A 20,140-nucleotide genomic window follows, 5' to 3' on the forward strand; every position below is an offset into this window, starting at 1 on the left:
GGGAGGCCATTTGCCTCCCGTTATTTCTTCATGACCGTTATTCAACTTTTCAGCCACTAAATGCCATCATCTTTCGTCTGCACCCAAAACGCATGCACCAACCCAGGAAAATAGCCTAACAGCGTCAGAATAATATTCAGAATAAATGCCCCACCAATGCCTTTCCCCAGTAACACGCCTAACGGTGGCAGGAGAATAGTCAGTACAATACGCCAAAATCCCATATCAACCTCCGTAACGTGATAATTACTTTTGAAAATAGTTCAGCGTTTGGGATTTGTCAGCACTCGTCGAAATAATTGTTAGCGAGAGAAGCACGATGCGCAAAAAAGGCCATTCTCTCCAGTCTCAATTTTCATATCCTTCCCTCTCAGTCGCTATAACGATTCAATGCATCCAAGCAAACAATATTTCAGCGCTTTCAGTACAGGATTTTCGATGAAAATGACCCTGTTTGATTGGTGGCATAGCACCGCAAACGTCAGTATGCTCAAATTTCCAGCACCCTATTCACTCGACTTATGTGCAGCTAACCACATGGCGGATATAATGAATACTCATGCACAGTATTTGTTTGCTCAGGATAAATAATGAAAAAACTCGCTATTGCTGTCTTTGCTCTACTGCCCATCACTCAAGCCTCCGCCGCAGACTGTGTTAACGCCAACACGCAACTCGATATGAATCAGTGCGCGGTTCAGGAATATAAAAAAGTGGATGGCGAGCTGAATCGGCTTTATCAGGATGTCGTAAAGCGGGTCGTTATTGAAGAACACAAGGCATTACTCAAGTCAGCCCAGAGAAAATGGATCGCGTATCGTGATGCTGACTGTGAGTTTCAGACTTTCCCGACAACCGGAGGATCGGTGCATGGCATGGTGTATTCCCAGTGCCTGACAGAGAAAACCGCCGAGCGCGTAGAAGAGTTCAAAACCATGCTACGTTGTGAAGAAGGGGATTTGAGCTGTCCACTTTAAGCCATAGCCAAGTGTGAGGAGCGTCGCAGACTAAACGCGCGGGAACGGTTTGAATAGTGGTGGAGAGGGGGGGCTAAATCGCTCTTGGTAACACAGATATTTAATAAGTCGTAGCGGTTCCCTATGAGCCAGTTGGTTTTAAGATACGGGCAGTTGACATCGACGCGTTAAAAATCGAAAAACATACTATGATGAAATACACTTAATCCATCACCGATAGGTGGTATATTGCCAATATCTCACCGAAGGCCAGCCGTTGGCTGGAAAAATTCGTTCCCGGCGAATCTGCCCCTCGCGTGCCACTTTCCTGAAATTCCAGTTATTTAAGGTATATATTCTTACTTTTCATTTCTACTCGCTGAGGTGCCTGATTTTTAGGTTAAATAACAGAGGCACTAGCAATCTACCCGATAATACCCCTCTGAAACAAAAACAACACTCAGTCTAGAGTTCCGCATCTTGCTCACTAATACATGAACATGCAATTTTAAACTAGCCGAGTATTTAATCCCATGATATTGGCATACTTTATTATTTACTCATTGACAATACTGATATATGATTCTCATCGGCTGTTGTCAAATTTTGACACATCACCTAAATCAATCTATTGGGGAAAACAATGAGTGACGCTCTTAAAGTACTAAATAATATTCGTACACTACGTGCTCAGGCGCGTGAAATTGATCTGGCAACACTGGAAGAAATGCTGGAGAAGCTAACAACTATTGTTGAAGATCGTCGTGAAGAAGAAGCCAGTGCACAACAGCAAAACTCTGAACGTCAGGCCAAAATCGAAGCCTTACGTGCTAGGTTATTAGAAGATGGTATTGATCCATCAGAATTACTTGGTGGAGCATCATCCAAATCTGTAAAATCCAAACGTGAACCCCGTCCTGCCAAATATAAATACATCGATGAAAACGGAAATGAGCAGAAATGGACAGGTCAAGGTCGGACGCCAAAAGCGATTAAAGCAGAGCTTGATAATGGCAAGAGCCTGGAAGATTTTGCTATCTGATATAAAAATAATACACGTCATCCCAAAAACCGTTAGCAAAACTCACTGCTGACGGTTGTCTGATAAATCAAAGCCATACATGTTTAAAATCTGCTCATCGACAAAACAAGATACCCTGCGCATTATGGAAATATGGTGTAAAGCTGTTGATTCAACTCACCATTTTTTAGCGATAAAAGATCGTTTGGCTATAGAAAAAGAGCTTTCTTCATTCCTTCCGACAGTCGAGCTTACGCTTGCATGTGAACCCACAGGGCGAGCAATTGGTTTTATGTATTTACATAATGGACATATGGAAGCACTTTTTATAGATCCTGATTATCATGGACAAGGTATAGGCAAAACGCTGATGCGCACAGCGCTTTCACAATATGCTCGATTAACTACTGATGTAAACGAGCAGAATACGCTAGCTGTAGAGTTCTATGAACATATTGGTTTTGAACGTGTTGGACGTTCTGAGGTTGATAACCGAGGACGCCCTTACCCACTAATCCATCTTCAATTTCGACAAAATTAGCTACCGCGCCCTCTGACGTTTACTCACCAACCTAAGAACAAATTTTAGACCAGTTAGTTCAGACATGAAATACATGATTAATATTGGAATTGATTTATAACAGTGCCGATATAAATTTTATCCTATGTTCTGCAGGTGTTGACAACCGCTGTACCGAGAATAATTTTCTGATGAGTATTCTATTTTTTCGTTCATTTTTTTAGCCTTTAAAAAGTACAAACGTTCCTGCACTGAAGCCATTTCCGTGGGTAAGAGCAATCTTACTGGTGACGTGTACGGTTTAAACAGAGCTATTACGTACATCACTTTTCTTAGGCCAACAAGAACCTAAAGATAAATTGTTTTGAGAATGTGAGCTAGAGGAAGTAAAAGTGAATGCTTGGCAGAATACAACATGATAGAAATGAGTGGGTCAGCAAAAGCCATTACCAATGAGCCATTTTATGCATGATGAAGCCAAGATAAACATTCAATTTATTGATTTTATTAAATCAGTAGCAGAGCCCCTCAGGGACATTACCCCTACTCCAGTTTTCGAGACGGGTTCGTTCAGCCGCTCCGGCATTTCTTCGTTTAAACTGTTGCTATAATGCCCATTTTTGCGGCATTTTAACAGTACCCGCCCTCGCCTTTGAATTCAAGTGACGACTTAACGAGCAATAACAATGATTAAATGGCCGTGGAAAAACACTCAACCTCAAATGCAGACGCTTGAACACTGGCAAGCTGCGATTTCTATCCCGCTTCTCGCGCCCTTAAGCGACGAAGAGCTCCGACAGTTGGTTGCCCTTGCCGATCAGTTTTTGAAGCAAAAACGCCTGATTCCGTTGCAGGAACTGGTATTGACAGACATCATGCAACAACGCATCGGCCTGCTGTTTTCTCTGCCAGTATTGTCATTGGGAATGAACGCATTGGATGGATTTCACGAAGTGCTGATTTATCCCGACCCGTTTATTGTAGAGGAAGAGTGGCAGGACGACATCGGGCTTGTGCATACAGAGAAAATGGTACAATCCGGGCAAAGCTGGGCTCAGGGGCCGATTGTCCTCAATTGGCAGGAAGTGCAGGATTCCTTCGACCTCTCCGGTTTCAACCTCATCATTCACGAAGTCGCGCACAAGTTGGATATTCGCAGCAGTGGAGAAGCAACGGGCGTTCCCTTGATTCCACTGCGTGAGGTTACTGCCTGGGAACAGCATCTGCACAGCGCAATGGATGCTTTGCAGGAAGAAATCGATCTGGTGGGTGAGGAGGCCACCAGCATGGATCCCTATGCCGCCCACGATCCGGCAGAGTGCTTTGCGGTGCTATCGGAATACTTCTTCAGCGCCCCTGAACTTCTCGAAGAGCGCTTCCCCGATCTGTACCATTGCTTCCAAAAATTCTACCAACAGGATCCGCTTACCCGACTAAAAAACTGGCAAAGTAGCATCAACTACCATGCGCCATCCATTTACTAATTCATAAAAAAACAGCAAATTGTACATAGCCTAAACAGTCAGACGATAAAGCTGATTTTGCCGTTGACAGTATCCCGGGTGCCAGATATCATCCGCCCCGTTCACACGATTCCTCTGTAGTTCAGTCGGTAGAACGGCGGACTGTTAATCCGTATGTCACTGGTTCGAGTCCAGTCAGAGGAGCCAAATTAAAGAAAGCAGACGTTCACTGACGTCTGCTTTTTTGCTTTTTATCAATTGGTTACCCCCTTCTTCAGGTTCGCCCTCGTTCACCAAAAAACACTCGAAGCCATACCCTTTTGCTGGTAAAAATACTGGTAAAGCTGGTTCGATTTCGTTTTTACCAGCAATCGGAGGGAATCGTCATGTCACTTACTGATACTAAAGTAAAAAATGCCAAGCCGTCAGAAAAGGCGGTGAAGCTGACTGACGGGTTTGGCCTCTACCTGCTGATACATCCCAACGGTTCCAAATACTGGCAGTTAGGCTATCGCTTTGAAGGGAAACAGAAGGTGTTTTCCATTGGTGTCTACCCTGCTGTTTCACTGGCTGATGCAAGGCAACGCCGGGATGAAGCGAAAAAGCTGTTAGCTTCTGGAATTGATCCTAGCGCTAAAAAGCAGGCTGACAACAAAATAGTTCAGGAAAAGCGTAACAATACCCGCGCTTTCAAAACTGTTGCTAAGAGCTGGTTTGCCACCAAAACCACATGGTCGGAAGATTATCAGCGTTCTGTCTGGACGCGACTCGAAACTTACCTGTTCCCTGATATTGGCAATAAAGATATTGCTGAACTGGATACAGGCGATCTGCTGATTCCTATCAAAAAGATAGAGAAGCTGGGTTATCTGGAAATTGCTATGCGGGTGAAACAGTACGCCACTGCCATCATGCGTTATGCCGTCCAGCAAAAGATGATCCGTTTCAATCCTGCCTATGACTTGGAAGGTGCGGTTCAGAAACCACAAACGGAACACCGCCCCGCTATTGAACTGGAAGAGATACCTACCCTACTGGAACGTATTGAAGCCTATAAAGGCCGTAGCAGGCTGACCCAATTGGCGATAAAACTCAATTTGCTGATTTTTGTCCGTTCCAGTGAACTCCGTTTTGCCCGTTGGTCAGAGATCGATTTCAAAAGTGCCTTATGGATTATCCCTGAACAACGTGAAGCCATTGAAGGGATCAAGCATTCAGGCCGTGGTGCAAAAATGCGCAGAAAACACTATGTTCCTCTATGCGATCAAGCACTGGCAATTTTAGAAGAACTTAAAGACCTAACTTATGACGTTAACGGTGATGACGGCTTTATCCTGACTGGCTGTTATGATGCGATGAAACCGATGAGTGAAAACACCATCAACAAAGCGCTACGCAAAATGGGCTATGACACCAAAACCGACCTGTGTGGTCATGGTTTCCGAACGCTGGCGTGTAGTGCCTTAATTGAATCGGGTATCTGGCCTGAAGATGTGGTTGAACTTCAGATGAGCCACATGGAAAAGAACAACGTTCGCGCTGCCTACACTCACAAGGCCAAGCACCTTGAGCAACGCCGCCTCATGTTGCAATGGTGGGCTGATTTTCTAGATGCTAACAGCAACGGGATGGTTAGGCCGTTTGAGTTTGGGCAGAAGGGATGATAGCGAAAGGTCACGGATGGCCTATATATTATTAATATGTCAAATAGTAGTATTAAATTTACTCTACCGCATCTTTTCAGAAGATGTAGCGAGAACAATGATAATATTTTCCCGTTATTTGTTCATCTGATTAATTTATTGACTTTACTGCGACAGGAGTCGAGCAATGATAGTAAGAACATGGCATGGTTGTGTACCACTGGAACATGCAGAAGGCTTTGCAACTCATCTTCAATTAACGGGGGTTAAACATTCGCAAGGCATCAAAGGTAATAAAGGTGCTTTTGTTAAGCGAGTCACTCAGGGGAACTGGGAACATTTTTTCCTTGCTACTTACTGGACTGACATTGATGCAGTTAAGGCTTTTGCTGGTGAGGATTATCATATCGCCGTGACCTACCATGAAGATGATAGATTTTGCCTTTTATCTGATCCTTATGTTTTCCAGCATGAAGTTCAGGCTATACAGCCATTGTAACCATACATAATGTGAGTTCCATATCATATGGCATATGGCATAAGCGGACGAAAGGATAATAAAAAGGCGTAGACTCCGCCATTGTAGAGGCGATAATATTGAGTCTAATATATTAGCAATCGATTTTAGTTATAACATTTGAATTTTTCCAAAAGAAAGGTAAAGCATAACCATCGGTTATTTTTTCTTAATTTTTTACTGATGCACCATGCTTTTTAGCATAAAAATATTTCATCAAAAAAAGAGTGTAAGATGAGAAATCAAGAGTATTGGGAGTTAGAATATCTAAACAATAGATATATGAAGCATCTTTCAGAGCAAGAACTCCAAGAAAGAACAATAGACATAATAGATAATATTACCACTTTGACAGAGAAAGGACAATTAGGATTACATTGTAGTGAAGAAAATGGACATTATTGGTTAATTCTATGGACACACCTACTAAAGGAATTCAATCTCCGATATGGCCCATACCCAAATGGATTTACTAATGAATTTATTAAAAATGCAGATATTGTCAAACCAACATACCCATCGCCTCCTAACTCAAAAGTGGCAATAGATAGTATAGGTGGAGTTGAGAGAAATCAATTATATAAGTTTGGACGCTACGAGTATCTATCAAAAATGTTTAAAAATGGGATAATGAGGATATCCCCTGCATCATCATATAATGACCCATCATTAAATAAAGCCATTAGAGATGATGAGTTATCATTTGATATAAAACGAGTGTTCAATAATGTTGTAGTTTTAAATTCCAAGAGAAAAGTAACACCTACTTTCGGAGTGGTTCAATTTTCATTGAAAAGCAACACGAATTATTATGTACATTGTTTTTCCTCTGGCTATAACTTTCGTGAATACGATGATTTTGAAGCTGATGCCTGTATAGTAATCAAAGAACCTCGCCAATTTATCAAGTGTTTATTTAAACACGCAAAGAAACATCTACCTAATTATGATTACTTTGCATCACCTGTTAAATATCTTGACCCATTAAATTGTGAACCAAATGATGTTGATTTGTTTTACTGTAAACATTTTAAATATAGCTATCAAAACGAATTTAGAGCCATTTGGATCCCTAAAAACCCAACTTTTAAATTAGAACCTATATTTATAGAAACAGGAAGCATGGAAAAATATGCGAAGTTAATAAGAATATAAATAATTAACACTCAAGATAAAAGTAACATACCATCGCAACGCTGCGGATTATTCATGTTAATAACGACCAGAGCTGCAACAGTAATTTGAAAGATGCTTCATAGACACACTGAACTCTGATATAACCATCAGACACCAATAGAGAAAAAATAATAACCAGAGCAGGTATAAATTAACAAATATAAGAACAGAGCCCTCTCTCCAATGAGGTTAACAGCGATGACCAAGTCACTATTTATTAATAGCATTTAAAAATTAAACCTATCAGGTTAGCTTAATTAAATGTTTAAACCATCATAATAAAGCTTTAACTTTTCATATTTTTTTGAATCAACGCTTGCTACAAATGCAAGGATGCCATTTATGACTTCATGACTTTCGCAGCTATTTTTTTTAGTTAAATGAAATATTTTATTTCGATAAAAATTATATTTCTTAGTTCCTAACCCAACAACAGGATGAGTAATTAATCCTGTAACTTCCCTTTTTGAACGAGGACCTGATAACATTTCTTTATTTTTATTAATTACAAACCCTTCATCTTCAATAATCATACGAATAACTTTCCATGCCCTTTTTATCGTACTTAACTTATTGCCAGATATTGTTATATCGTCAGCATAACGTGTGTATATCAGAGCGTTCTTATCAGAATACTTTCCCACCCGCTGATCTAATCTAAGGCATACTAAATTTGATAAATACGGAGAACAAGGAGAGCCTTGGGGTAAATATCCATTAAGTGTACAGAACGATGTTAAGTAATATGATATATTTTTAGAATACCCAACAGCTCTAAATACAGAGTATACATGGGTAGCTTTTATCGAAGGGAAAAAATCTTTTAGATCAATCTTCAAAACATATTGGTTTCCGCCATGCGGCAATGCATTGTCAAGCAATGAGAGTTTCGGAACAAATCCTTTTGCATACCCAGATGGTGACAAATTCTCAAGTATATTTCGAAGAATCCATCGTTGTATTGCTTTGAGTTGACGATTAGGACTATCGATAGATCTCAACCCACCATTTTTTTTAGCAAGAGGGATATTGTAATAATAACGAGTATTGTTATTAACATATTGTGAGATGAGCGAGACAGGCAATCTCATAGTCACTGATAGATCTTCTAAAGATTGTAAGATTGGTAATGAAAGCAATCGTTGGGTATAAAGGCTTTGAGAATGATTAACCAAGAATATGCCTCATTTTAGAACCAGAAGTAGTTATAAGATAGAGATAGCTTAGAGATAGCTCCTAACGGCTAAAGAGGAGATTTGGAGCGTAAATCCCGGGAGGGATTTATGCTCTGAATCTCTTATAAGGCGTACGAGACACCAAAACTACGGGGCGTGGTTTTGGTGGGTCGATCGCCTTATCATGGCAAAGCTAAATTGTGGGCATAAAGTTAAAGATTCTTTATCCACTGATCCCTTACACAGTGCTAAAGGCCTTGCGCCAATGTTTAGGACCCGCTTAGGAGCTAAGCGCATTATACTACACACAACACACTGGATGTCTAGGTTTTTTACATTTGCATGTTCATTACTTCGATGCGGAAATCATTGATCTTAGCAAGCGCAAAATACCTTTCAGATATCTCCTCGAAACCTTGTGCCGTCAATGAAAAATAACTACCTGTTTTATTTATATATAAAGAACGGATTAATGAGTGAATGGCTGCTTTACAGCCGACTTCTTCTTGAGAAGTAAGCTTACTTTCTATTAATAATGAAAGAATTTTATAAATTGATGAAACATCCAACCTATCAAAAATGTATATAAAAAGCAAAATATGATTTTGATATAATAGTATATTATTTATTGATTTTTTCCTTCTTCCATGCGGTATCATTTTTTTGATTTGTCTCAAAATCGGTTTGAAATGTTCAGGGTCAGAATGATTAAAATCAAATGGCAAATCCATAATTTTCCCCTTATAAGATTTAACCAATCGAATAGGCCCGTGATTTATAAAACTTTTATCACTTTTGTATTTTCCCTGCCGAAGAACAAGCATCTTAGCAGCCAACTCTTTAAGCATAGAAAATGCACCTAACTCAGCAAATGATCCGGGACTTTCAGGAATCAAAATTATTAAATCAACTGCATTAGCTAACTGAGCTTCTAATGATAACAGGCTATTAGAAGCTTGCCCCTCCAATAAATCTTCAAATAAATCCTCTGGATATGCCAATTGATAGTTAGTATTTTTTTCTAAAACATCAGAAATTTTAAACCTGAAACTATTTTTATCAGATTTATCCTTTCCACAGATAAAAATGACTCGTTTCGTATCATTAACCCCGTTGATAATTAAATCTCTTAATGTAGGAATAAGTCTACCAATTTCGCTTTGATGAAAGTCACTGAAAAGCCTAAGTTTAGCAGTCATAATAATCCCTAACCTAGGGTTTGATTCTTCAAATATTTCACATACATATATAAAAAAACAAACCAAATACGCATCGCCATTTTAATCCAAAAATGCTATATAGATTATCAATTTCGAAACCCAATAAGCAGTGAATATCCCATGCATCAACATGTCATCCTTTCAGCTCCCCCAGCTTTTTCAGCTTCTGCTTAGCCAATTCCTTAAACCAGCTCCCAGACTAATACTTGCATTGGCAGCAACTTCATCCAACACCTCGCTCAGTTCTGAGACTACGGGTATCTTAAAGATCGGAAACTTATCTACCGTAGATTTTCCAGTATCACGCTTAACAATTGACTAGCACTACTCCTAGCCTTAAATTGCAGCCGAAAAGGTTCACGTCTGCATACAAGGCTACCTATGAACCAGTTTCGCCCCTGAAAGGTACTGCAATACCAGACAAGGGCTAACCTCAACGTTAGAAGGATAACGCTATGGCTGTCTGTCAGTTTACCTATTCCCTTCCTGAAAATCTGCATCTGGCTACTGCTTTTTTTGCCACATACCAGCATCCAGCAACGGAGGTTTATCATGTTCGATAACACACCACTGGAACTGGAGGAAATTATCGATCAATGTCGGGCATTAATTTACGCGATTGTTGAATTGGATGAACCCAAGGCAAAAGAGATTTTGACCTTCATTCTTTGGGAACGACTTGATCTGTTATTCCGTACTTTTCATACGCCAGAAGTGATACCCGTAGGCTAAGGAAACTGGCATGAGGATAACGTATTAAGGCCACAAATTTAATTGTGTGGGAAGTAGAGCAGCACATACAGATTGTTGTGCTGCTATTTAATTTTTTTGATTACAGTTCGTCGTTATGAGATTTTTATTTTAATAAGTAAATAATCAGACTATTTTTTAAAATCAACCTTACTGAAACAGTCTGGTGTTAATGTGATCCAAGCCAGTGTCTCACCATTATCATCACAAAACTCTATGTCATATGCAGGGGATGGTTCGTCATAAATGTGAACAATAGTCCCTAACATTCCTTTTTTTAATCCTTTCTCTGGAAGATCATTTTTTAAATAAATAACATCAAATAAAGAATAACTCGCCATGTATCCCTACTATTACATCATTTAATTTTTTGGCCATTTTTAAAAGCTTCTCTGGCTTCATTTAAACTCATCTGATTTGCACCTCCTGCACAATCAGGTTCTCGCGACTGCACTGGGTCATCTTCCCAATTACATACAGGGCAAATTTCATAATCGCCCAAAGCGTAAATTGTTCTCTCCCCACAACATGGACACAAGAATTTGTTGCTCATTGCTTCTCCCAATATAACATTTTATTCTTTGGCTTAAACATTGTCTTCGGAACACCATGTTTATTCATTACAGCGAATGTATTTGATTCTGGATGATAATATAAAGTATCACCATTGCCACGTTTTTTTATTAAAACCCCCGCAGGAGGATTGTTAACAAAATCATGTGTATCGTTAACATATTCCTTAGAATTGTTATAGTTTTTTTCAGAAAACTCCTTCCGATGTTTTATCCAATGCGTATAAGCATTAGATACTGGGGTTAAATCTTCCGTTTTTGTCCAAATAGGCGTATCAATCTTTTTACTCAAATAAACATAAATCGGTGGAAACGCATTCTCAGGGAACACCAGAATGTAATCCCGAAAATCCTTCTCGTCCGGCATCGGTGTGGCAAGAATGCTAACATCACCCATCTCTGGAATTTCAAATCCCGGCACTGCTGACGGAATAACAGGCTGTTCACCGTGTGCCGTATCTGTGGGTAATTCCATGCCCGGATTGTCCGGTGTCCATAAAATCGTCGGTCCGGTTGCGCCCTCTTCCCAGAACTCGTAACGGTTATTGGGGAAATCATGTTTCAGTAATCTGACGCGAACCTGATCACGACCACTTTCCATACTGGTGTGGTAGCCAACCGCCTTCAGCCTGCCGGTTTCCTCATCTTCAATCCACTGATAACGAACCCGACTGGGCACCGTTCCCTGTTTCTTCGCTACCTCCAGTAGCTTTTCCTGTGTCAGCAAATCGTCTTTTTCACCTTTCAGGTGCTGCTGAATCAATGCCCCCATCAGCAAGAAACTCTGCGCCATCTGCAACTGTCCTTGCCAGATTGATGGACCAGAAAGACGTTTCACCTGATGTGTCAGTGCCTTTGCGGCATCCTGATTAGCCTGCGCTACCGCTCCCCCTGCTGCTGCGGTCGCCCCCGCCTGTGCTGCCGTTCCTGCCATTACCAGTTGTTGAGGTGGCGGCAACATTGCCGCATCCGCTTTACCCACTAACAGGTCGAATATTGTTTTATACCACGGCTCCATCGGGGGTATCTGAGGCTTGTTAATCCCATCGGGCGGGGTCTTGGGTAACGGTTCGTTTTTTCCGGCAAATGACTGAGGAGGAGAAACAGCAGAAGACGTATTTTTCTTTTTCGCTGCCTGCGCATACTGCTTTACCTCAACTGATTTTTCTTGCGAGGGATTAGCCTGCTCAACAGGTTCAGCGACATAAAAACTCATGTCCCCGATGTTGCCCTGTGGCTCGTCTTCCTTTCCCGCATCGGTACAACCCGCGCCACGTAGACAGGATTTGGCAAAAACAGGTTCAACTGCCAGCATTGGTGTTAGTGCCAGTAATGGCGCACGGGTTAATGCTGCCTGTTTAGCGCATTCCTGAACCGGAGAACGATGGGGTGTATCACCAATAATGACGTTGCCACTGCCGGACGTGATGACTCCACCACAATTGATGCTGTCCCCAATACGCGCAGCATTTTTACCGTTAATAATGACGGTCGATGAACCTTCAGCAATTTTTCGCGGATGAACACCATGTGGTGCATTAGGACAGGGACAACCGTGAAGCAGAACGGTATCGCCTTTACGAGCCGCAGGCTGACCATTAATAATCACGTCAGGACTGCCTTCGATTATCGGGGTTTCAGGGAAGCAGTCATGACCACTTCCGATATCATTAAGACGGGCAGCACCCGGCATTGTCATTTTCCTTTGACAGTAAAACATTCCTTCTGAGGGCTGAATGTTGGGCGCTTTTTATGGATGATTCAATACCGAAACCCGTATCAGGTGTCGATACAGAGATGATGGATAAGATTTTTATTTAGGGTCAGATATTATTTCTTATTAAGTCATAAACCTGTCAAAAAATCCCTATTCCCCCTACTCTTACTGAGATAATGAAACGCTGATATCACTGCTGCTATGAAATCCAGAACTTGCCATAACCACCTGAACAACATCGCCCTGTTTTACTGCGGTAGTAAACATACGCAATGTCGCGCCCGTATTTTCATAACCCCAGTAATGTCCACGGCTTCCCGCTTTCCAGACCGTAATTGAGGTCGTGATTTGCCCCACCGTCTTACCCCCAACCAGAACATTAAACGTGGCTGAACCGGTGTGTGTACCATCTGCCGGATAAAATTTTGACGTCACAAACACATTAAGATACTTAAAATCCCCAGTGGACTGAAAACGTAAACTGTCAGTGGCTGTTCGGGTGATACTTCCTCCTCCGATGCCCCTCCATTCCCCATTCTGGCAGTATAGGATTGCTCCCTCACTATTTTTACTTATCAATCCGTCTGAAGCGCACGATGATCCGACTACAGATGTTGATGTGGGTTGAAAATATTGACCAGATATCGTTCCTGATGAAGTTATGTTTCCACCTGCTGAAATATGCCTCGAAGCGCCGATATCTCCATTACTATTTAAGTAAGATTTAATGGTTCTATCAGAACCTGTTGCTATAGTTCCAACGGCATAAATATCCCATGTTCTTATACCACCTCCCCATCCATCAGGTAAATCATGAGGATTTAAGCCATTAGTAGCGATCCTACCACCAAAATAACCTTCATTTTTTACAGTTAAATGGTTATTAGAAATAAGTCCTTGTCCAGCAGAAACCACGCCAGCAACACTTAAATTTCCAGAAGCTGTTATATCTTTTGCGTTATTAATACTATGACCGCCCATATTCAGATCACCCGTCATTGGTAATGTTCCATCACGACGTAGATAAACCGAATACATAGAACTGTCATATCCAACACGGTAGGCCAGCAATCCCGCTGCATTAATCCCACTGTAGCTATTTTGGCTCTCAGTCCATTGACCAGCGGTTCCCGATGCCACCGTAGCGGATTGCGTCATACCACTATCAATGCCAGCCGCCTGCATAGCACGGCCTAATAAGTCATAGCGAACACTGTTCCCTTCTGACCACGGCAATGTGGTGATAACCAGTCCGTTAATAACGTAATTAGGTGAACCCCCATCGCGCTTTAACATGATTTTATAAGATGATTTCTGCGCATTGATTCCGGTATAGCTAACAGGCAACAGCCCTTCATTCACTAATGTTTGATAAGTGATTTCACAACCATTAGCAGAACAGGTTCTTGGTCCCGGATCGCTGCTCTGGCTGCTGCTTGAAGTTAATGTTGAAAGTTTGTCATAACGGATACTGATATAACGATTAACCGCCTCACCCATCTGTTTCATTTGAGCACCAACGGTATTCGCCACTATTTTCTCTTGATCGCTTTTCATGTCCTGAAACTTCATGAAAGCCATTGCTGTGCCGATACCTAACACCAATGTGACTTCCAATAGGGAAAACCCTTTTTGATTTGTTATTTTCATTTTCATCGTCCTTTTTTATTTACATACATGTTAATTAGCAAAAATAAAAAATCGGTCAAGATATCATTTATCTTTATTGACCAAAGGAGGAACATAGAAAATATTAATAGCAGTTAATTATAATGAAATGAATGTGATCCTGTTGCTTGTTGTTGAACTGCATCGCCTTGAAGAAAATTCATAATCGTCTTGAGGAACAGCTACCCTGTTTATCAACACAGAGTAAAAATTATTGCGAACAGCATAAATCAACCTGATACATTCAGCACTTGGTACACCATAATAAGTTATAGGAAAAGCAGCATCGGCAATAATATTGCCATTCTGATTGATCCCCGAAGCAACCAGCTCAACATCACCTTTGAATGAATTCACAACCGTTCTTTCATCTCCCTCACCACTTAACATGCTGTCAGGAAAAATACTGGCATTAAGCGCAACGGTATTGTTCAATCCACTGTAATTAGGCGCAGAGGCATAGAGCGCTTTCACTCCGGCTTGAATTGCAGCGATGTTCTTACTCTCCATTTCTACCCGTTGTGATGCCTGAACCTTGGGGTAAATAATAAACGCACTGACAATCAATCCGGCAATAACACCTAAAACTAAAAACAGCTCCAGCAGAGAGAACCCTTTTTTATATTTTCTGTTTTTCAATAACGCCATGTTTAACTCCTTTTCATCCAAACGATGAAAAACAGATAAACAATTACATAAAATAAAACAATAGATAGCGGTATGTAATTAGCGGGTTAACTGACGAACGGCTGATGCGAAAGAAATAGGCTCCATCTCCAGATTTTTGACACACTCTTTTGTTCCATCAGGATATGCTTTGATCAACTTCCCCTCTGAAATATAGTGGATAGCCATTCCTGCGGCGAACGCTTCTTTAATCACTTTTTGTGATGCTGCCTGAGCAATTCGACTTAACACTACTGTATCCTCAAGTGGATTTTTCTTTGATTTTCTCTTTTTCATTATTTCCTCCGTATCCATATTGATATACAATTTATTTCTGACATATGTCAAATTCAGACACCCTATCGATGATTTTTTATCACCATCAGGATAATAAGCTATGAGTGAAGTACTTAAAGTATTAAACAATATCCGCACCCTACGTGCTCAGGCGCGTGAAACCGATTTGGCAACATTGGAAGAAATGCTGGAAAAGTTGACTGTTATTGTTGAAGATCGTCGTGAAGAAGAAGCCAACGCACAGCAACAAAACGCTGAACGTCAGGCCAAAATCGAAGCCTTACGTGCAAAACTGTTAGAAGATGGTATTGATCCATCAGAGCTACTTGGCGGTGCATCATCCAAGTCTGTAAAATCTAAACGTGAACCTCGTCCTGCCAAATATAAATACATCGATGAAAATGGCAACGAAAAGTTATGGACGGGTCAGGGGCGTACACCTAAAGCTATCGCTGCTGCGCTTGAAAATGGTAAAACGCTGGAAGATTTTGAGATCTGATAAAACCCTCCCCCTTTGAATTTTATTTAAAGGGGATTTTTCTAAGACTAAATATAAAAATTTAACTTAAGGATAGTAAATGACAGGCAGAGTCTTACTTCTGGGAATATTTTTTCTGGTAGGCTGTACCAATTTTTCCGCAAAACAACCTTACCGAACTCAGGATGGCGAACAACTTCTAATTAGCGCAAACATGCCAAACGGTGTTTTAAAACTATGGATAAATGAAACGCTAATTATAAATGAATCGTTCTTGAATCAAGATAAAAGTTTAGCTGGGGTCTTTAGTAATAGTTACACTAATGTCTATACAGCTACCTACAACGGCAAAAAAGTCATGGCTCGATGCAAAAGAGAAACCCACGCATTTTCAGCACCAGATCATGAATGTGATGTTTTTATTAATGGTGAATATGCTGCGAATCTCTTCCTGAGATAGTGGTGGGGATAAATTAGCTACCGCGCCCTCTGGGGCTTGCTCAACAGCTCACCGACCTAAAAGCAAGTTTTAGGTCGGTTCACCGTTCGGACGTGAAAAACATAATTAACATTTGGACTTATTTATAACATTTTCGATATAGACTTGACCTTGTGCTCTATACCTTTCAATATCACGCTCAGATAGTTTAGATATGTTAAGCAGAACACCAAAGACTAATTCTTTATCTACATAACCAATATCACATCCTAAGACTTTGGCAACCTCTGCACCGAAAATAATTTTCTGGCGAGTATTTTCTTTTTTTGTTTGTTGTTTCTTTTTAGCTTCTAAGAAATATAGACGTTCTTGTGCTGAAGCCATTTGTTGTTTGATATCTTTTCTGGTCATTTATGTTCTCCCCAATTTTTTCTCTTGTTGGCATAAGGGATGTCAGCATAGTCATAACCATTACTGATTTGTTTCTTGATTGATTTTATTTTCATCTTAAACTGTTGCTTTATCTGGCGTTGCTTTGCTTGTTCCCTAATATTTATTACTATCTTTTCTGCTTCTAAATAGGCTTGTTCTTTATCGGTATAGATACCATCATCAAGAAGTCTCTTGGCTTCCCAATCAATGGCTTCATCGTTATTTTTATACATTACACCTCCTTGTATTTGTTATAGGTTATTCTTTACCATATTTTTAATAATTATCAATACAACAGAGGGTTTAATTTGATAAAAAGAAAATAATCTAATTTTAAACCAATCACAGAAAAAAGGAGGGTGGAAAATTTAAATTATACAAAAATATATCAATAAACTTTAATATTGATATTTATCAAACATCAATGCAGATAAAGATGTTTATAATGTTATAGAATAATAATTTTTATCATAGAGTAAGAGAATGAAAATCTTAACTGCTAGAATTGCATATATTAAAGCCCTTGATTTCTTGGTTTGTTTTATGAAGTTGAAAAGACCATCTGGCCGCCGTAATTTACATAATGGAATAAAAATTTTCATATCACTATCCATATCTCATTTGATAACATTTCCAGCTTTATCATTTCTTTTATTGCTAAATTACATGAGAGATAAAAATTCATTTGACTTTGACATGATTGGTGAACTATATAGCGCAAATAGTATCTTTGTAATGACTGAAATTAGCACTTTAATCTTTATTTCAATGTCTTTTTTTGGCGTACTCTTTATCATAAAATTGCCAAAAAAAATTAAGAGAGAGCAAAAAATTGGATTTGAGTCAACATTTATAATATCAGTAGTGAATTTATTCATGTTGTTTTTGTTCATAACTTCAAGTTTTAATGCACTAAAAAACATGGGGTATGAACAGATAAAGCAATCATTGCAAGTGGTAGCCATGATGATTGGGATAGTTATTTATTTAACCAGTCTACTTAGAACAACACTAAAAACAAAGCTAATATATCAGCTCGCTGTAGTCATGACAGTTGGTTTGTTCTGTATTTTTCCGAATCAATTTCTATCCAGATTATATGGTAAAGGGCTTGCTGAGTTTAATGTCGGCGGTGAAATTCCCGCATTAGTAATGCATGAGAAAAATTATTACAGTGAAGAACTTTTTATAGTATTACAGACTCCCAATATGCTCCATTACAAAAAAACATTTAAAAATAACCAACCTTCATCACCAAAAGAAACATATGGGATAATACCGCTTAGCCGTATATATAAAATAGAAGACATTAATAAATAAAAACCATTTGACAATATTAACCTAACACTCTTTTTTCAATGCACACTAATAAAAGGCGTTGTTGTAGTAAATAATAACACCGTCTAACCCACTCAAAACTAAATTCATCAACACAAACCAATAATAATTACTAACTTGTTTATCTAATACTCTCCGCGTTACTTATTTTTGGTTGTTAGTGTTTTTGATTTCACTTGTCAAATTTTCATTCTGATATTCCATCATAACTTGTGAATTGTGCAACAGGGAAAACTACACATAAAAGCTACTATTTTCTTGTTTTAGTGCTTTCCCGCCTTACGGCGGGATAAATTAACACTCTTTTCGTCCTTCGGACACCATCTAAACCCCACTGATGTAATATCGCGGAATACTTCGCCCTTTCATCTAGAATGCGCCGCTTAATTCGGTGTTTTATTTTACAGGCATTAATATATTTCGTATTAATTAAGTAGAGGGTTTTACATTGTTAGAAAAAACAATGCCCACTTATACACTGCTACGCAGCATGTGGGGTCTACCGACGGTTGCCTGCCGCAGGCTAACACCGTTTCCTTCGGAAACAAAGTCAACGTCAACCCCAAAGTTTTTCTTGCGAAAAACTAACAGCAACATAGTTATCGTTGCATTTTATATTTTGGTTTTATTTTATATTGAGGTTGTATAAGTTAATGGCGATATTTCATCTGGAGTTTAAAATTGTGAAACGTTCTGAGGGTATGTCTTCCTGCAGGAAGGCTGCTTACCATGCGCGTTGCAGAATAACAGATGATCGCACTGGCAATACCTACGATTTCAGCCACCGAACAGATTTATTCCATCATCTGATATTAGCGCCTGTTTCCGCACCTGCTGATATTGTCGAAAACTCAAGCTCCTTGTGGAATAAAGTTGAAAGGGTTGAACGTCAGAAGGACGGTCAAACAGCCCGTTATTTTGATGTGGCTATTCCCTGTGAACTGGACAATGAACATAAAATAAAACTGGTTGTAGAATACTGCCAGAAGAATTTCGTTGATAAGGGGATGATTGCCGATATCGCTTTTCACGATCTTGATGGTAATAATCCTCATGCGCATGTGATGTTGACATTAAAACCGATCACTGCTGATGGCTTCGGCAAAAAAGAAAGAAGCTGGAACGACAAGAAAAACGTAATCCTATGGCGTGAAGCGTGGTCTGCTCTTGCCAACCGCTATCTTGAGGCATCAGGCGTATCAGAACGTATTGATCATCGCTCTATTGAGGCTCAACATAATGAAGCACTCGAAAACGCCGCTATCACCTTAGATGTTGAAGAAAAAGCACTATGGCTTGCCAAGGCAACAGCAACCAGCCGTCTAGCTATGCAACGTGTTCATCGTGCCAAGTGGAACAGTAAGCACGTTCAGGAGAATCGTGCTGCTGAACAGGCTGTTCGTGATGAGATGAAACAAGAAGCTCAGGCCACATATGGTGTCTTCAAAGATTTAGATCTGCAAATCGTTGTTGACCTCAGAAGTTTCACCGTATCCGAACTGCCTGAGCCTATTGAAATTGTCTTACCTGCAACAGGTTCACAGACATCATCAGAAGGCCAAAAGCCTGTTCTGGTTGCTCCTGCGCTTCATACACGCACTAAATTGAAAACCTCTCACTCTTCAACTGACAGAGCGATTAAACGCGCTCCTGTTAAAAGTAAGAGGAAGCAGGTCAAACCTCGCCATGATGGGATTTTTAAACGTTTTACCTTACTGGTAATTGAATACATAAAAGAGAAATTCGTCTGGGCCAAGAAGAAGCCCGTTGATCCTGATGTTGAGCACGATAAACGTATTGCCGAAAACTATGTGTTTGATGAGGTGTTGGGGAACTATGTTCTACGCGTTGAGCATGAGAGACGAGCCAGACTTAACAGTGGCACTTATACTCCAACACCTGATGAGATCAGACGTTTTCCAAGCCGCCCGATTAAGTCAACACAGCTTGATAGCGATCTTGACTACATACCTACACTTTCAACTGATAAGCCCCCAAAAGCGCCTAAGTTAGTACCACCAAGTTTTCCACCCGGCTGGAAATAGCTTAAGTGCCTTAGCAGATATAGTTAAAATGATTAATTATTAGCATG

The 20,140-nt window shown here is 40.0% G+C and carries 23 protein-coding genes and 1 tRNA gene; 13 read left to right on the top strand and 11 right to left on the bottom strand.

Annotation, left to right across the window (positions count from 1 at the left end; translation table 11 throughout):
* Positions 1-56 precede the first annotated feature (56 nt).
* Positions 57-224 (bottom strand): YqaE/Pmp3 family membrane protein, encoded by a 168-nt coding sequence (locus JFY74_13310; protein QQG27101.1) that lies wholly within the window; start codon positions 222-224, stop codon positions 57-59.
* Positions 225-590: 366 nt separating this feature from the next.
* Here JFY74_13310 and JFY74_13315 point away from each other — a divergent pair, with 366 nt between their 5' ends.
* From JFY74_13315 to JFY74_13350, 8 genes are all read left to right on the top strand, one after another.
* Entirely contained in the window at positions 591-977 is a 387-nt protein-coding gene (locus JFY74_13315) for a lysozyme inhibitor LprI family protein (GenBank protein QQG27102.1), read from the top strand.
* Positions 978-1,599: 622 nt separating this feature from the next.
* On the top strand, positions 1,600-1,998 hold the full coding sequence (locus tag JFY74_13320; GenBank protein ID QQG27103.1) for an H-NS histone family protein: 399 nt from the start codon (positions 1,600-1,602) through the stop codon (positions 1,996-1,998).
* Positions 1,999-2,077: 79 nt separating this feature from the next.
* Positions 2,078-2,518: an acetyltransferase gene (locus tag JFY74_13325; GenBank protein ID QQG27104.1), complete on the top strand. Its 441-nt coding sequence runs from the start codon at positions 2,078-2,080 to the stop codon at positions 2,516-2,518.
* 665 nt (positions 2,519-3,183) lie between these two features.
* Entirely contained in the window at positions 3,184-3,981 is a 798-nt protein-coding gene (gene mtfA, locus JFY74_13330) for a DgsA anti-repressor MtfA (protein QQG27105.1), read from the top strand.
* Between the two features lie 110 nt (positions 3,982-4,091).
* Positions 4,092-4,167, top strand: a tRNA-Asn gene (locus tag JFY74_13335).
* A 179-nt stretch (positions 4,168-4,346) separates the two neighbouring features.
* Positions 4,347-5,624: an integrase arm-type DNA-binding domain-containing protein gene (locus JFY74_13340; protein ID QQG27106.1), complete on the top strand. Its 1,278-nt coding sequence runs from the start codon at positions 4,347-4,349 to the stop codon at positions 5,622-5,624.
* A 166-nt stretch (positions 5,625-5,790) separates the two neighbouring features.
* Positions 5,791-6,102, top strand: a complete 312-nt coding sequence (locus JFY74_13345; protein ID QQG27107.1) for a hypothetical protein — start codon at positions 5,791-5,793, stop codon at positions 6,100-6,102.
* A gap of 252 nt (positions 6,103-6,354) precedes the next feature.
* Positions 6,355-7,275 carry a hypothetical protein gene (locus JFY74_13350; protein ID QQG27108.1) on the top strand — a complete coding sequence of 307 codons (921 nt, stop codon included), beginning with the start codon at positions 6,355-6,357 and terminating at the stop codon, positions 7,273-7,275.
* Between the two features lie 278 nt (positions 7,276-7,553).
* Here JFY74_13350 and JFY74_13355 read toward each other — a convergent pair whose 3' ends face one another.
* The gene (locus tag JFY74_13355) at positions 7,554-8,471 is read right to left on the bottom strand and encodes a retron St85 family RNA-directed DNA polymerase (GenBank protein QQG27109.1); all 918 of its coding nucleotides are present in this window, start codon (positions 8,469-8,471) and stop codon (positions 7,554-7,556) included.
* Between the two features lie 332 nt (positions 8,472-8,803).
* Positions 8,804-9,670: a retron St85 family effector protein gene (locus JFY74_13360; GenBank protein QQG27110.1), complete on the bottom strand. Its 867-nt coding sequence runs from the start codon at positions 9,668-9,670 to the stop codon at positions 8,804-8,806.
* A gap of 573 nt (positions 9,671-10,243) precedes the next feature.
* Between JFY74_13360 and JFY74_13365 the strand changes: the two genes are divergently transcribed.
* On the top strand, positions 10,244-10,423 hold the full coding sequence (locus tag JFY74_13365; protein QQG27111.1) for a hypothetical protein: 180 nt from the start codon (positions 10,244-10,246) through the stop codon (positions 10,421-10,423).
* 149 nt (positions 10,424-10,572) lie between these two features.
* Here the strand turns inward: JFY74_13365 and JFY74_13370 are convergent, their stop codons facing one another.
* The 6 genes from JFY74_13370 to JFY74_13395 form a co-directional block, all read right to left on the bottom strand.
* Positions 10,573-10,782, bottom strand: a complete 210-nt coding sequence (locus JFY74_13370) for a DUF4926 domain-containing protein (protein ID QQG27112.1) — start codon at positions 10,780-10,782, stop codon at positions 10,573-10,575.
* Positions 10,783-10,799: 17 nt separating this feature from the next.
* Entirely contained in the window at positions 10,800-10,994 is a 195-nt protein-coding gene (locus tag JFY74_13375) for a hypothetical protein (protein ID QQG27113.1), read from the bottom strand.
* Positions 10,991-12,706 carry an S-type pyocin domain-containing protein gene (locus JFY74_13380; GenBank protein QQG27114.1) on the bottom strand — a complete coding sequence of 572 codons (1,716 nt, stop codon included), beginning with the start codon at positions 12,704-12,706 and terminating at the stop codon, positions 10,991-10,993. Before JFY74_13380 ends, JFY74_13375 begins: the two co-directional genes overlap by 4 nt.
* A gap of 189 nt (positions 12,707-12,895) precedes the next feature.
* The gene (pilV, locus tag JFY74_13385; protein QQG30541.1) at positions 12,896-14,380 is read right to left on the bottom strand and encodes a shufflon system plasmid conjugative transfer pilus tip adhesin PilV; all 1,485 of its coding nucleotides are present in this window, start codon (positions 14,378-14,380) and stop codon (positions 12,896-12,898) included.
* A gap of 117 nt (positions 14,381-14,497) precedes the next feature.
* The gene (locus JFY74_13390) at positions 14,498-15,046 is read right to left on the bottom strand and encodes a type IV pilin (GenBank protein ID QQG27115.1); all 549 of its coding nucleotides are present in this window, start codon (positions 15,044-15,046) and stop codon (positions 14,498-14,500) included.
* A gap of 78 nt (positions 15,047-15,124) precedes the next feature.
* Positions 15,125-15,361, bottom strand: a complete 237-nt coding sequence (locus tag JFY74_13395) for a hypothetical protein (protein ID QQG27116.1) — start codon at positions 15,359-15,361, stop codon at positions 15,125-15,127.
* A gap of 100 nt (positions 15,362-15,461) precedes the next feature.
* Between JFY74_13395 and JFY74_13400 the strand changes: the two genes are divergently transcribed.
* Together JFY74_13400 and JFY74_13405 are read left to right on the top strand one after the other, a co-directional pair.
* The gene (locus JFY74_13400) at positions 15,462-15,860 is read left to right on the top strand and encodes an H-NS histone family protein (protein ID QQG27117.1); all 399 of its coding nucleotides are present in this window, start codon (positions 15,462-15,464) and stop codon (positions 15,858-15,860) included.
* Between the two features lie 79 nt (positions 15,861-15,939).
* Entirely contained in the window at positions 15,940-16,299 is a 360-nt protein-coding gene (locus tag JFY74_13405; protein QQG27118.1) for a hypothetical protein, read from the top strand.
* A gap of 105 nt (positions 16,300-16,404) precedes the next feature.
* Here the strand turns inward: JFY74_13405 and JFY74_13410 are convergent, their stop codons facing one another.
* Together JFY74_13410 and JFY74_13415 are read right to left on the bottom strand one after the other, a co-directional pair.
* On the bottom strand, positions 16,405-16,689 hold the full coding sequence (locus tag JFY74_13410) for a conjugal transfer protein TraD (protein QQG27119.1): 285 nt from the start codon (positions 16,687-16,689) through the stop codon (positions 16,405-16,407).
* Positions 16,686-16,943 carry a hypothetical protein gene (locus JFY74_13415; protein QQG27120.1) on the bottom strand — a complete coding sequence of 86 codons (258 nt, stop codon included), beginning with the start codon at positions 16,941-16,943 and terminating at the stop codon, positions 16,686-16,688. Before JFY74_13415 ends, JFY74_13410 begins: the two co-directional genes overlap by 4 nt.
* 250 nt (positions 16,944-17,193) lie before the next feature.
* Here JFY74_13415 and JFY74_13420 point away from each other — a divergent pair, with 250 nt between their 5' ends.
* Complete coding sequence (locus JFY74_13420) at positions 17,194-18,030, top strand: hypothetical protein (protein ID QQG27121.1); 837 nt, start codon at positions 17,194-17,196, stop codon at positions 18,028-18,030.
* Between the two features lie 671 nt (positions 18,031-18,701).
* Positions 18,702-20,093 carry a MobA/MobL family protein gene (locus JFY74_13425; protein QQG27122.1) on the top strand — a complete coding sequence of 464 codons (1,392 nt, stop codon included), beginning with the start codon at positions 18,702-18,704 and terminating at the stop codon, positions 20,091-20,093.
* Positions 20,094-20,140 lie beyond the last annotated feature (47 nt).

Source organism: Pectobacterium carotovorum, from assembly GCA_016415585.1.
Classification (GTDB): domain Bacteria; phylum Pseudomonadota; class Gammaproteobacteria; order Enterobacterales; family Enterobacteriaceae; genus Pectobacterium; species Pectobacterium carotovorum_K.